The organism is Kluyvera sichuanensis (genome assembly GCF_040930405.1).
In the GTDB taxonomy this organism is placed as follows: domain Bacteria; phylum Pseudomonadota; class Gammaproteobacteria; order Enterobacterales; family Enterobacteriaceae; genus Kluyvera; species Kluyvera sichuanensis.
Window position 1 is genome coordinate 4,149,863 of the sequence record NZ_CP162271.1, and the last position, 13,766, is coordinate 4,163,628.

A 13,766-nucleotide genomic window follows, 5' to 3' on the forward strand; every position below is an offset into this window, starting at 1 on the left:
TATAGACAGGATTTTATGATGGTTTTAAGGCTAATTATATTTCAGGCACAAAATCATGTGCCTGAAATAGTGAGGATAAGCGAGCGTTAAATCAGTCTTTCATCGTCATCGCCGATGAGACCTTCCAGCCCGCTCAGCGTTTGACGTGCCTGGGCACGGTTAAGCAGTTTGCTTTGCGCGGCAGGCGGTAGGTCGGTAATGCTGATGATTCCCTTGCTCATCAGCACTTCGATAAGGTCTTCCAGTACGCGGATCATGTTGAGGTCACTCTGCTGCAACTGCTGTATTGTTGCCGCACGAATGCTTTCTACTTTTAGCCATTCGCTGATTTCCGCGGTGGCCACTTCGCTCTGCTCAGTCATTCCGGCGAAGGCAACGGTCTCAACCCGAACGATCCGTCCTTCACCATCACGTTCAATAAAGTGCATGGCTTCTCTCCTGAGAGTTAATGTAATGTGCTGGCATCGCTAAAGTAGCGGCCCATTGCGCCGTACAGGCCGATTTTCTCCAGCACCGCCAGCTCACCTTCCGTTTCAACACGTTCGGCGATGAGCGGCAGATTGATCTGACGTGTCGCCCAGTAAATGGCCTCGATAAATAGTTTTTTATCTTCTTCTTCGTTGATGTGATGGATGTAGCCACCATCAACTTTGATCCAGGCAAGCCCCCACTGCGGCAGGTTGCCAATCAGGTGGAAGCGACCGCCAAAGTGCTGGATGCCCAGACCACAGCCGAGATCCTGCAATTTTTTCACCAGAATGCTGACGCGCTCTGGCTCAGGCAGTTCGTTTTCATCCAGCTCCAGCGTGAGCCGTGGCGCCAGATGACGTGCGGTTTTCAACGGCTGGAGCAGGGCGTTCAAACTGGCGTCGTCTGCCACGCTCTCCCCGCTGATGCTGAGGGCGAACGCATCGGTACTGTGTTCCATCGCGCGCAGGGTCTGTTTGAGCATTACGACGTCCATTCGACGGCCCAGAGCCAAGCGACGCACCCAGGGAATAAAGCGACCCGCAGGGATAATTTCACCCTCTTCATCTTTGATGCGAGCAAGTATTTTTCTATGCAGAACAACGTGTTGGTTGTTGCACTGATACACCGGCTGTGAATAAAGCTCGAAAGATTCTTTATCCAGAATCGCGCTCAGGCGCTTGTGCCAGTCGTGGTGATCTTCATCCGGCTCTTGCTGGGCCACGAGGTCTGGGTCGGCAAAGGTGCGCATATCCGCTTCCGCCGCAACCAGAATCTGATCCGCCTGGCGCAGCAGCGTTTGCGGGGAATCACCGTAGTGGAAAGCTACGGCGGCGAAGTGGGCAACCGGGTTGACGTCGCTCAGCCCGGTTTCATACAGCGCCTTCAGCTGGGTATTGAGTGAGCTGGCGAAGCTGTCCATCTCTTTAGGCAGAACCGGTGCGGTGATAAGGGCGAACTCACCACCGCGCACGCGGGCGACAAAGCCTTCGCTGTGGAAAAAGCGCTGCTGGAGAGCGTCGAGGATCCCGGCGACGGCCTGCAGCAGTTTATCGGTGTTGGCTCCGCCGAGGCGCTGGTTCAGGCCCATCAGGTCCTGAACGCGTAGCACTATCAGGTTGCCGTCGGCACTTTCTTCATCGCTCAGGCGCGTCTGGAATTTAATATCAAACGACCGGCGGTTGTTCAGGCCGGTCAGGCTGTCGTTGTAGGCTTCCTGGCGAAGCGTTTCCGTGCGTTGCGCCTGCTCGCTGAACAGGGCTTTGAGCTGGGTGACCATCATGTTTGTGGCTTCAACCACTCGGCGCAGTTCCGGCGTTTTGGGCAGCGCAGGCAGGCTCAGGAATTCGCGACGGCTGATGGCCATCGCCTGCTCGACGATGTAGTTCAGCGGGCGCAGACGGTTACGCAGCAGGAACATCGCACCGAGAATGCACAGCACGCTACAGCCCGTCAGCCACAGGAAGCTCGCAACCAGCGTGCCCCACAGGCGTGCCAGGGCAAACATGGGGTGGCTGATAACCTCAACGCGTGCGGCCTGCGTCCAGCCGCGCATGACCACGGCTTCGCCCTGGCCTGGATTCAGATGCACCATACGCACAAACCAACCTGGGACATTGGCGCTAGGTGGGACGTTCTGGCGTTCAATAATCGGCTTGCCGGTTTTGATATCCACGACCTGAATGCGGTAGAAGTAGCCGCTATCAAAAATCGAGTTCACCATCAGTTCCGTCATCACCGGGTCGTCAATATGCGCGGTCAGCGAGAGCCCCAGCGCCGTGGCGGCATCCTGAGCATGCGCGCTTAGCTGGTTGTGGTACTGTTCACGCGAACTTTCCAGCGTGGCAAAAAAGTTGCCGCAGAAAATCGTCAACGTAAACAGGCAGATGCCAATCAGTAGCTGTTTATAGAGGGACATGACCGCTTCCTATTCATTAATTACAAACCCTTCTGCACGCATCCTGGTGAGAAGATCCTGCCAACGAGAGAGTCTTGTACTGTCGCCGACGCGCTTGCTGCCGCTTGCCTGTGGTATCCACAAACCCTCGCCGTTAAATGAATAGACGGGGAGCAGGTCGCTACGGGCGGAGGCGGGCAATATGGCGGGTTTGAGGTTATCGAGAACCAGCGGAATTGCATCCGGGCTCGAATACCAGGTGACGACCATATGTGCCTGATTTAATTGTAATGCTTTAACATAGGTAATTCTTAATTGGCTGGCAGGAACGCCTAATTCGCGTAGGGTGAAATATTTCGCCAGCGCGTAGTCTTCACAATCTCCTGCGCCTTTACGCAGGGCTTCTACCGGCGTCGCCCAATAATCTTCCTGGCCCCATACCGTCATATCATCAACAAAGCGGATCCGCGAATTAAAAAACTGGTTTACGCGGTTCAGGGTGGTATGAATATCGCCGGCAGGCGACTGCTTCAATAACATTTCCCAGGCGTCGATATTACGTTGCGCGGTCGGTGTCGCCGGGCCGTAAAGCTGCCGGGTTCGGGAATTAATGGTATTAAAGTCCCAGCCCGCACCAATTTGTAGCGGCACAAACAGAAGCAGCGTCAGGCATAACGATAGCCATCGCTTCCAGTAGAATACGTCAGGGAGCCTCATTTAAGGGACGCTCAGCATCACGAAATTACGCCTTAATGCCATGCTGGCTGCGCCAGCGTTTGCGGTAAGCAACGTAGCCAGAGAGGTAGTGCTCTACGTCGTCGATACGTACCCGGAAGCTGTGGTGACGAATAAAAAAGCTCCCCACAATACGGGATGGTTTTTTGAAGAACATGGCCAGTTCAGGCCAGAAGAAGCCGTTCGCGAGGTAGCGCGCTCGCGTCTCCAGCGCCAGATTAAATTGCTCCATATCGAAGCCCTCGAGCAGTTGCCGGTGCTCGGACTCGGCCAGGCGCGCCAGCATATGCGAGGCTGCCATCATCAATTCCAGCAGCGTGGGGTAGGTGGTGACTCGCTGAAGGACGAAATCCAGGTAATCACGAACGTTGTCCAGGCCGAACTGATAGTAGCGCGCAAGCGGGCGGTACAGCGTGAGTTCGTTTACACAGTAGCTTAGCCAGTGGTCGTGGGCCTGCCAGTGTTTCTGCTCGATAAAGTGATCCATGGCGCGCTCAACGATGGTCAGCCAGCGGGGGGCTTTTGTCAGGCCATACAGACGCATCAATGCGAAGGTGGCTTCGCCATCGTAATAGATGATGCGGTGCTCGGCCTTCAGCGACAGATCGGCGGCGTGCAAAACGTGGTTAAAACCGCCGGTATCCGGTTTTTGCATAAAACCGATACCGTTAGCCAGACGCTGCATCTGCGGGAGATAGCGCTCATCGCCGGTCAGTTCGGTGTACTTGACCATCGCCAGAATACAGACTGCATTACCGCCCAGTTTAATCTCGCCGCCCGTATCTGTCAGGAAGTCAGCTTCGCTGCCGTCCGGGAGCGTGCGGGTGGCAATAAGCTCGGTCGACAGGTCATGCAGCGCGCGCTCAATGGCTGCAAACTGGGTTTTATCCTGTGTCACCTCCCAGCCTTCGAGCAGCGCATAGGTTGAGCTGGCATGGCGCAGGGTGTTATAGGTTGGGATCGCGCGGTCGAAGCACGGGAACCAGCCGTAATGATAGCGGCCCGATTTTTTTACCTGGCGTGCCAGATAGTCGGTGGCAGAGAAAATCATCGGCTCCAGCGCCTCTTCCTGCCAGTGCGACAGTTGGCGATAGCCGGCGTTGCGGCCGTTGGATTCGATGGGGTAGACCTTTTCGCCATCACAGAACAGGCTGCGGGTGTTGAAGCGCCAGATAAGCTGTTCCGGTTTATCCGGCCAGCGCAGCGCGTTACCGAAACGCCAGCGTGCGTAGTGCGCCAGGTTGGCTGCATTGGGCGTCGCTACCCCCTCGCTGCCGTGATACAGCAGCGCGTTGGCGTTAATTTCTTGCTCCAGAATGGGTTGCGTAAAATCAGGTGTGAAGCTCAGGCCAAAACGGAAGTAGTTACGTTTGGTCTTACTGAGCTTATCCTGCAGTTCATCCCAGCGCAGGGTCTGAATTTTGTTGACCAGATCGGCACGCAGCCAGATCGCTGGCCGCGACTGCTGGCTCTCCCAGCGCTGTAAATTGTCTACCGCGCGCAGCCAGGCTTCATCCAGCGAATGACCGCAGGCATAGGCGGTATAGGCACGTTCCTCGCCATTGCTGGCGCTGAGGAAGAGGATGTAGCCTGGAAAGGGGGACGGTTGTGCGGCGGCATGAAATGCGTCGAGTTCAGGGCGCACATACGTAAGTAAACGGCTTAGCGACATTTAAGCTCCTTGTCATGGAATGACGCCCTTGTCTGAGATTAATCGTATCAAAATAACATTACGTATTGCGATTTATGTATTCTACATTTTTACTATATTGCCCTGAAAATAGAAAATAACCCTATTGGGCGCAAATAATTTGATGGCGAATGGCACCGCATTTTCCAGGAGAAAGAATGGATCAGCAAAATGAAAAAGGACTTTTAGACGACGCCTGCTGGACAGCGGAATCCCTGATGCAGGCCGCGCCGGGCCGTTGGCTCACGCCCCCACCTGACGGATGGCGGGCTACGGGAGTGTCGATTTTTGCACCGGCTATGCAACCGGGCAATATGGTCTGCGTGCGCGCGGAAAACGAGGTCGGCGGCATCATCGCAGAGCGACTCGATAAGCTGCCATATCCGCCAGCCGCTCTTATTGTTGATGATGCACAGCGGGCCGGCGTCAGCAATGTACCGGTGTATCTGGTTGACGATCGCAATGAAGCGCTGCTGAGGATGGGGCGATATGCCCGCGATCGGATGCAGGGCAACGTGATTGGTGTGACGGGGAGCGCGGGAAAAACCACCTGTGTCGCCATGCTTACCGCCGCGCTTGCCGAGTGGGGGCCGTCTCTTGGCAGCATGCAAAATGCGAATCTGCCGCGCGGCATCGCGTGGAATATCGCCTCTATGCCCTGGGATACGCCGCAGGTAGTTCTGGAAATGGCGATTGGCCGCATGGATATCAGCGCGCGCATGGTGCGGCCGACCGTGGCAGTGGTGACCAATATTCAGGCGGTTCATCTGAAGGAGAACCAGTCGCTGCATGATATTGCGCGCACTAAGGCCATGATTTTTCTCGGCATGAAGCCTGGCGATATTGCGGTGCTAAATCGTGAGATGCAGGAGTGGGACTGTATTTATGCGGCTGCGGTGAAGCAGGATTTGCGAATCGTGACCTATGGCCAGCAGGAAGGGTGCGACTGCCGCCTGATAGCCTATGACCCGGTTACTCTCAGCGTGACGGCAGAGATTTTTGGCCAGCGCCTCGACTATACGATGCAGGCGGAAGGCCTACATATGGCGCTCAATAGCATCGCCACGCTTGCCGTCGTCTCTTCGCTAGGCTATTCCCCCGAGGCGGCGCTGCCGAGGCTAACCCGCTTCCAGGCGCTGCCGGGTAGAGGCGAAGTCAATCATCTGACGGTGGCGACCCATCCGCTAACGGTTATTGATGATGCCTATAACGCTAATCCTGGCTCCATGATGATGGCGGTTGCACAACTGAGCGAATCAGTCCTGCCGGGAAGAAAAGTGCTGGTGCTGGGCGAAATGGCTGAGTTAGGCGATGAGCACCAACAATATTATCGTGCGTTGATTGCGAATATTAATCACAGCCAGATTGATGCGATTTACCTTATTGGCAATACATATCAGTCCTATGTCAGCATGATGGCTGAAAATAAGCGATATATATTGCTGGATGACGTTGATGCATTTAAAAAAGTTTACCTTAAGGATATTCAGGATAGCGATATTGTTTTATTTAAAGGCTCGCATTCCGCACAGGTATGGAAATTAGTGAGCTGGTTGAAGCTGTTGGCCGCTCGCTAGACCCTGCGCACGTGGGCAGGGTGACTATCCTTCCCGATGCAGTAAATCCGCATAAATCCCGGTTAACACCCCCTGAGGGCCAAACTCCCGTTTGATCCACTGCGTGACCTGGCCGTTGGCCGAGTGCTGGGTCGCCAGCAGCATGCGGGAGTCTTGCCGCGGGTTGTTGATTTTCCGGGTGACCAGCAGCGACTGAGCTTCCGCGTCGCGCACCATATAATCTGGCAGAAAACCAATCCCTTCGCCGAGGATCTGGCACTCGCACTTGGTGTTGAAGTCCGGCACCAGAATGGATTCCTGCCCGTGCAGCAGCCAGCCAACCTTTTTATTAATAGTGTGCGCGGTGTCCTCCACCATGATGTTGGGATAGAGGCGAAGTTGGCTTTCGGCAATGGGTTCCGGCATAAATGCCAGCGGGTGGGACGGGGCGATGGCAAAGGCCCAGCGGATCGCGCCAATTTCGGTGTAATCAATACCGCCGCCGTCGAGCAGGGTATCCGGCGCGCCGATGGCGATGCTGGCCTGATTGTTGATAATCGAATCCCAGACGCCGTTGTAGACCTCGGTGGTGACGGTTATCTGGCAGGTGGGAAACTGTTTTTTCAGCACCTGCAGCAGCCGGGCGGTGTGCTTTGGCGTATAGAGCAGCTGGTTAATGCAGATGCGCACCCGCGCTTCAATGCCCTGGGAAATGGTATCGATGCTGCGCTTGATGGCGTGGAAATCATTGAGCAGGTCACTGGCTTTACGAAAGAAGTAGCGCCCGGATTCGGTCAGTTCAATGCTGCGGGTGCTGCGGGTAAACAGCACCACGTCGAGGCCCGTCTCCATACGCTTGATGGTATAGCTGATGGCGGAGGTAGTGAGGCCAAGCTCCTCCGCCGCCTTACTGAAGCTGCCAAACCGCGCGGCGGTGGTGAACGCCAGCAGATTCTCTTCCGTAAAAATTGAGTTCATTCACCTGCTCCTCGGTTCAGCTATTTATCGGGCCTCTTTAATGAGATGAATGTATTGGTTGAAGTGATTGTTGGGCAACCATTTTTGAATAACTTTTAAAACCCGCCTACGCGGCCTCTTTCGAGGTGGCTTCGCTCAGTTTGCGCCCGGTATATTCGGAGATAATCCCGACGCAGTTTCCCGCCAGAAAGCCCAGCAGCGTGACCCACCAGTTCATTCCGGTGGCGAAAAACAGCGTCATGCCGAGAAAGCCGCCGGGGATAAACGAGGTGAGCCAGAATCGCCCCTGCCAGACCACCACGGCGGAGAACGGCACCGTCATGAGCACGCCCGCCCAGAAGGGCGACAGACCGCTCACTGACGCCAGCCAGCCGGAGGCCGCCGCCGCGAGAAATGCCCAAACGGCGCCGGAGTAATTGACAAAAAGGCTCTTCACAAAACCTGCCTTGCCGCCGCCCGCCGCATAAAAACTGCAGAATGCCACAAAGCCAATCGTACCTAATAATTCCCAGCCTGGGGCCAGCCCAACCTGCGAGGACACCATCTGCCAGAGACCTGCACACACTCCAACGGTAATGCCCGTAGCGGTGAGTCCGTTCATCGTTGTTTCCTCTCATCTAGTGGTTACGCACTGAAACTATATAGAAAGAAAACCCGATTGAGTTAAGGGGCATAGCGGTAAAGAAATAAACGGTGCACTACCGCACAGTCTGTATCGATTATTAAATTAAATTCACTAATCAAGCAGGTTATGGCGAATAAAATTTAAGCGGGTTCTTTTCCGGTTATTTCGTTGCTATTCTCATTTCATCGAAAACAGCCACAAAAAATCAGGGGATTTGACATGACCAACAACAATCTGATTGCTGACTATCTATTGGCTGCGCAACAAGGCGAACTGACGAAATTAAAATCCTGCCTGCATCAGGGTGTCGATATTAATGCCTGTAATCGTCAGGGGCAAACCGCCATTACGCTGGCGAGCCTGAATAAAAAATATGATTGCGTGGTGGCCTTGCTGGATGCCGGTGCGGATATTAATAAACAAGACCAGACCTGTTTAAACCCTTTTTTAATTAGCTGCCTGAATAATGATTTAACGCTGCTGCGTTTACTGTTACCGGCCCGCCCGGATTTAAATCGCTTAACCCGTTTTGGCGGTGTGGGGCTGACGCCCGCCTGCGAAAAAGGGCACCTTGAAATCGTCAAAGAGCTATTGCATCGCACTCACATCAACGTCAACCATACCAACTTTGTCGGCTGGACACCGCTGCTGGAGGCCATCGTGCTCAACGACGGCGGTGAAACTCAGCAGACGATTGTCGGCCTGCTGCTTGAACACGGCGCTAGCCCGCACATGACCGACAAATACGGCAAAACCCCGCTGGAACTGGCGCGGGAGAAGGGTTACGAAGAGATCGCCCAGCTGCTGATAGCCGCCGGAGCGTAACAGAGGAGACGCGCTATCGACACCCCAATACGGCGGTGTGTGCAAGCGCTAACTGCGGACGAGCACTTTCTTTCGCAGCGTGGCTCTGGTCGGGTCGAACAGGTCTTTTCCCGGGCGGTAAACCTTTATCTCCCGGCGCAGCAGCGGTTGCTGACGCTGTTGTGCGACGCGTACGACAACGCCCCGAACAGTTGTAGGTTAGCACTTGCTCACTTTGATGGTTTGTTCCGGCCCGGTGAGACGGTTCAGTTTCACCCAACAGGGATAACGGTTGGCGAGGATAAATGGCTGGACACCGCCTCTTGCCAGCGCTGGCAGCCAACGATACCGCAGCTTAACGCCGAACGATTCCGGCAGATTCCCTGGCTGCGGTGGCACGACGAGATTCATCAACAATTACAGGATAACCAGACGCTGTTTCTCTGGCGCGGGGATAACCCGTTTTATCAGGCTATCTCCGAGGCATTACAGCAGCGACGACAGACATTATTTAATGCGTTATTACAGGGCCGGGAAATCACCTCGGCAGTGGCCAATATGGTAGGGCTAGGTATTGGCCTGACGCCGTCGGCGGATGATTATTTAGTGGGATTAAGCACCGTTTTATTTATCGACGGCCATCCGGCGAATAAATATCGCGACGCGTTTTATTCTGCGCTCGCGGTGGCGCGTGACAATACCACTTTATTAAGCGCTATTACGCTGGAAGCGGCTTTTTCCCAGCGCTATCGCGAAACGATTTTCGGGTTTATTAACGGCATGATTAATGAACCGCAACATATTTCTACCCAGACTATCGCCAGTATTAAAAATATTGGCTCCAGTTCCGGCTGCGACATGCTTTATGGCATGGCGGATGCCTGCGCGCTGAGCCAAGCCTATGGAGGGAGTTATGTCAGTCAAAATAGTGATTAAGAAGAATACGTATTTTGATTCGGTCTCGCTGATGTCGATTTCCACTCGCGCCAATAAGCTCGACGGCGTTGAGCAGGCGTTCGTGGCCATGGCCACCGAGATGAACAAGGGCGTGCTGAAAAATCTCGGGCTGTTAACCACCGAGCTGGATGATGCGAAAAACGGCGACCTGATGATCGTCATCAACGGCAAAGACGGCGCGGACAACGAGCAGACACTGGCGGCCATTGAAGAGTTGTTCACTAAAAAAGCGGAAAGCGGCTCGCACGAAGCGCGCTACGCCACGCTTGCCAGCGCCAAAAAACACGTGGCGGACAGCAACCTGGCGGTGATTTCGGTCAACGGTCTGTTTGCCGCCCGCGAAGCGCGTCAGGCGCTGCAAAACGACCTCAACGTAATGCTGTTCTCCGACAACGTCACTATTGAAGACGAACTGGCGCTAAAACAGCTGGCGCACGAAAAAGGGCTGTTGATGATGGGGCCGGACTGCGGCACCGCGATCATCAACGGCGCGGCGCTGTGCTTTGGCAACGCGGTACGCCGCGGCAACATCGGCATTATTGGCGCCTCCGGTACCGGCAGCCAGGAGCTGAGCGTTCGTATTCATGACTTTGGCGGCGGTATTTCGCAGCTTATCGGTACCGGCGGGCGTGACCTCAGCGAGAAGATTGGCGGGCTGATGATGCTCGACGCCATCGGCATGCTGGAAAACGATCCGCAAACCGAGATTATCGCGCTGGTCTCCAAGCCGCCGGCTTCGGCCGTGGCGCGCAAAGTGCTGGAACGTGCTCGCGCCTGCCGCAAACCGGTGGTGGTCTGCTTCCTCGGCCGCGCTGAGCCACCGGCTGACGAGCAGGGCTTACAGTTCGCTCGCGGCACCAAAGAGGCGGCGCTGAAAGCGGTGCTGCTAAGCGGCGTAAAGCAAGAGTCGTTAGACCTGCATCCGCTGAACGACGCGCTGATTGCTGATGTGCGTTCACGCCTGACTCCGCAGCAGAAGTACATTCGTGGCCTATTCTGCGGCGGTACGCTGTGCGACGAGACCATGTTCGCAGTGATGGAAAAACACGGCGACGTCTACAGTAACATTCAGCCTGACCCGGCCTTCCGCCTGGCGGATATCAACCGCAGCGTGAAGCACACCTTCCTCGACTTCGGCGATGACGACTTCACCAACGGCAAGCCGCACCCGATGATCGACCCGACCAACCGCATCAGCCGCCTGATTCAGGAAGCGCGTGATCCAGAGGTGGGTGTGATCGTGATGGATTTCGTGCTGGGCTTTGGATCCCATGAAGATCCGGTGGGTTCAACGATCGAGGCGATCAACGAGGCGAAAGCGATCGCCTCCGCCGATGGCCGTGAACTGGTGATCCTCGCCTACGTGCTGGGGACCGATCTCGACACGCCGTCGCTGGAAAAACAGCGCCAGATGCTGACCGACGCGGGCGTTGTCCTCGCCAGCAGCAGTACCAATACCGGTTTGCTGGCGCGTGAATTTATCTGCAAAGGGGAGGAAGCCTGATGAGCCAGTCACTGTTTACCCAACCGCTGAACGTCATTAACGTCGGCATCGCCATGTTCAGCGATGACCTGAAAAAGCAGCACGTTGCCGTCACCCAACTCGACTGGACGCCGCCGGGGCAGGGCAATATGCAGGTGGTGAAGGCGCTGGACAGCATCGCCGATTCTCCACTGGCGGAGAAAATCGCCGCCGCCAACCAGCAGGCGCTGGAGCGCATTATTCAGTCTCACCCGGTGCTGATTGGCTTTGACCAGGCCATCAACGTGGTGCCGGGCATGACGCCGAAAACTATCCTCCACGCGGGCCCACCGGTCACCTGGGAGAAAATGTGTGGTGCGATGAAAGGCGCGGTCACCGGGGCGCTGGTGTTTGAAGGGCTGGCGAAGGATATCGACGAAGCGGCAGAACTGGCGGCTTCCGGCGAAATCACCTTCTCGCCGTGCCACGAGCACGACTGCGTCGGTTCGATGGCGGGCGTGACCTCAGCCTCGATGTTTATGCACATCGTTGAGAATAAAACCTACGGCAACATCGCTTATACCAATATGAGCGAGCAGATGGCGAAGATCCTGCGCATGGGTGCTAACGACCAGAGCGTGATCGACCGTCTGAACTGGATGCGCGACGTGCAGGGCCCGATGCTGCGTGATGCAATGAAGATCATCGGCGAGATTGATCTGCGTTTAATGCTGGCGCAGGCGCTGCACATGGGCGACGAGTGCCACAACCGCAACAACGCGGGCACCACGCTGCTGATTCAGGCGCTGACGCCGGGGATTATTCAGGCGGGTTACTCGGTTGAGCAGCAGCGCGAAGTGTTCGAGTTTGTCGCCAGCAGCGACTACTTCTCCGGCCCGACGTGGATGGCGATGTGTAAAGCGGCGATGGACGCCGCGCACGGTATCGAATACAGCACCGTGGTTACCACCATGGCGCGTAACGGCGTTGAGTTCGGCCTGCGGGTCAGCGGCCTGCCGGGGCAGTGGTTCACCGGCCCGGCGCAGCAGGTTATCGGCCCAATGTTCGCCGGTTACAAGCCGGAAGACTCAGGGCTGGATATCGGCGATAGCGCGATTACCGAAACCTATGGCATCGGCGGTTTTGCGATGGCCACGGCCCCGGCAATTGTGGCGCTGGTGGGCGGCACGGTGGAAGAGGCTATCGACTTCTCCCGCCAGATGCGCGAAATCACCCTCGGCGAGAACCCGAACGTCACCATTCCGCTGCTCGGCTTTATGGGCGTGCCAACGGCTATCGACATCACTCGTGTTGGCAGCAGCGGCATTTTGCCGGTGATCAACACCGCCATTGCCCATAAAGATGCGGGCATCGGCATGATTGGCGCCGGGATCGTTCACCCGCCGTTCGCCTGCTTCGAAAAAGCAATTCTGAGCTGGTGCGAACGTTACAACGGATAACGAACGGTCCCCTCTCCCCTCCGGGGAGAGGGTTAGGGTGAGGGGGATAACGGGCACGGAGGCCCAGGTTGCCGTTCAGCGCGCCAACCCTCACCCCGACCCTCTCCCTTTTAAAGGGAGAGGGAGCAAACCCAACAACAATAATCACATCACCTTCTGCACTGGAACCTACACGATGAAAGAACTTGTGGTCGTTGCCATTGGCGGCAACAGCATAATCAAAGACAACGCCAGCCAGTCGATTGAACATCAGGCAGAGGCGGTGAAAGCGGTCGCGGACACGGTGCTGGAGATGCTGGCATCGGATTACAACATCGTACTGACCCACGGCAACGGCCCGCAGGTGGGGCTGGATCTGCGTCGCGCGGAGATTGCCCACGAGCGCGAAGGGCTACCGCTGACCCCGCTCGCCAACTGCGTTGCCGACACCCAGGGCGGTATCGGCTACCTTATTCAGCAGGCGCTGAATAACCGGCTGGTGAAACGCGGCGAACAAAAAGCGGTGACGGTGGTCACTCAGGTGGAGGTCGATAAAAACGATCCCGGCTTCGCCAACCCGACCAAACCCATCGGCGCGTTCTTCAGCGCCGAGCAGCGTGACGAACTGTTAAACGCTAACCCGACCTGGCGCTTTGTCGAAGATGCCGGGCGCGGCTATCGCCGCGTGGTGGCCTCACCGGAGCCGAAACGCATCGTCGAGTCTGAAGCCATTCAGGCGCTGGCGCAAAAAGGCTTTCTGGTGATTGGCGCAGGTGGCGGCGGCATTCCGGTGGTGCTGGGGGAAGAGGGCGATTACCACAGCGTTGATGCGGTGATCGACAAAGATCTCTCCACCGCCTTGCTGGCACGCGAGATCGCCGCCGATATTCTGGTGATCACCACCGGCGTAGAGAAAGTCTGCATTCACTTTGGCAAACCGGAACAGCAGGCGCTGGGGCACGTGGATATCGCCACCATGACTCGCTACCTGCACGAAGGCCACTTCCCGGCGGGCAGCATGCTGCCGAAGATTGTCGCCAGCCTGCAATTTTTACAACACGGCGGTAAACGGGTGATTATCACCACGCCGGAATGTCTGCCTGCCGCCCTGCGCGGCGAAACGGGCACCCATATCGTCCATTGATAAGGAACGAC

11 protein-coding genes and 1 pseudogene are annotated in these 13,766 nt (G+C 56.2%); 6 read left to right on the forward strand and 6 right to left on the reverse strand.

Annotated features, from left to right (window positions below):
* Positions 1-86: 86 nt before the first annotated feature.
* The 4 genes and pseudogenes from AB2B48_RS19870 to AB2B48_RS19885 form a co-directional block, all read right to left on the reverse strand.
* Positions 87-428, reverse strand: coding sequence for a tryptophan synthase subunit beta (locus AB2B48_RS19870; protein ID WP_185669265.1), 342 nt, complete (start codon positions 426-428; stop codon positions 87-89).
* Between the two features lie 17 nt (positions 429-445).
* Complete coding sequence (gene lapD, locus AB2B48_RS19875) at positions 446-2,386, reverse strand: cyclic di-GMP receptor LapD (protein ID WP_368299941.1); 1,941 nt, start codon at positions 2,384-2,386, stop codon at positions 446-448.
* Between the two features lie 9 nt (positions 2,387-2,395).
* Positions 2,396-3,016 (reverse strand): cysteine protease LapG, encoded by a 621-nt coding sequence (gene lapG, locus AB2B48_RS19880; protein WP_368299943.1) that lies wholly within the window; start codon positions 3,014-3,016, stop codon positions 2,396-2,398.
* Positions 3,017-3,140: 124 nt separating this feature from the next.
* Positions 3,141-4,772 (reverse strand): annotated as a pseudogene (locus tag AB2B48_RS19885) (Mur ligase); the annotation flags it as partial.
* A 176-nt stretch (positions 4,773-4,948) separates the two neighbouring features.
* Between AB2B48_RS19885 and murF the strand changes: the two are divergent.
* Positions 4,949-6,367, forward strand: a complete 1,419-nt coding sequence (murF, locus tag AB2B48_RS19890; protein WP_368299945.1) for a UDP-N-acetylmuramoyl-tripeptide--D-alanyl-D-alanine ligase — start codon at positions 4,949-4,951, stop codon at positions 6,365-6,367.
* 24 nt (positions 6,368-6,391) lie between these two features.
* Here the strand turns inward: murF and AB2B48_RS19895 are convergent, their stop codons facing one another.
* Both AB2B48_RS19895 and AB2B48_RS19900 read right to left on the reverse strand, forming a co-directional pair.
* Positions 6,392-7,324: a LysR substrate-binding domain-containing protein gene (locus tag AB2B48_RS19895; protein ID WP_185669270.1), complete on the reverse strand. Its 933-nt coding sequence runs from the start codon at positions 7,322-7,324 to the stop codon at positions 6,392-6,394.
* 106 nt (positions 7,325-7,430) lie between these two features.
* Complete coding sequence (locus AB2B48_RS19900; protein ID WP_368299947.1) at positions 7,431-7,925, reverse strand: DUF1097 domain-containing protein; 495 nt, start codon at positions 7,923-7,925, stop codon at positions 7,431-7,433.
* 243 nt (positions 7,926-8,168) lie between these two features.
* On the opposite strand from AB2B48_RS19900, the gene AB2B48_RS19905 reads away from it, so the two are divergent.
* The 5 genes from AB2B48_RS19905 to AB2B48_RS19925 all read left to right on the forward strand — a co-directional run bounded on the left by AB2B48_RS19905 (position 8,169) and on the right by AB2B48_RS19925 (position 13,755).
* The gene (locus AB2B48_RS19905; RefSeq protein ID WP_035891897.1) at positions 8,169-8,774 is read left to right on the forward strand and encodes an ankyrin repeat domain-containing protein; all 606 of its coding nucleotides are present in this window, start codon (positions 8,169-8,171) and stop codon (positions 8,772-8,774) included.
* A 39-nt stretch (positions 8,775-8,813) separates the two neighbouring features.
* The gene (locus AB2B48_RS19910; RefSeq protein ID WP_368299949.1) at positions 8,814-9,689 is read left to right on the forward strand and encodes a DUF2877 domain-containing protein; all 876 of its coding nucleotides are present in this window, start codon (positions 8,814-8,816) and stop codon (positions 9,687-9,689) included.
* Positions 9,667-11,214, forward strand: a complete 1,548-nt coding sequence (fdrA, locus tag AB2B48_RS19915; RefSeq protein ID WP_368299951.1) for an acyl-CoA synthetase FdrA — start codon at positions 9,667-9,669, stop codon at positions 11,212-11,214. The genes AB2B48_RS19910 and fdrA overlap by 23 nt, the downstream gene beginning before the upstream one ends.
* On the forward strand, positions 11,214-12,632 hold the full coding sequence (locus AB2B48_RS19920; protein ID WP_368299952.1) for a DUF1116 domain-containing protein: 1,419 nt from the start codon (positions 11,214-11,216) through the stop codon (positions 12,630-12,632). The genes fdrA and AB2B48_RS19920 overlap by 1 nt, the downstream gene beginning before the upstream one ends.
* 175 nt (positions 12,633-12,807) lie before the next feature.
* Entirely contained in the window at positions 12,808-13,755 is a 948-nt protein-coding gene (locus AB2B48_RS19925; protein WP_368299953.1) for a carbamate kinase family protein, read from the forward strand.
* Positions 13,756-13,766 lie beyond the last annotated feature (11 nt).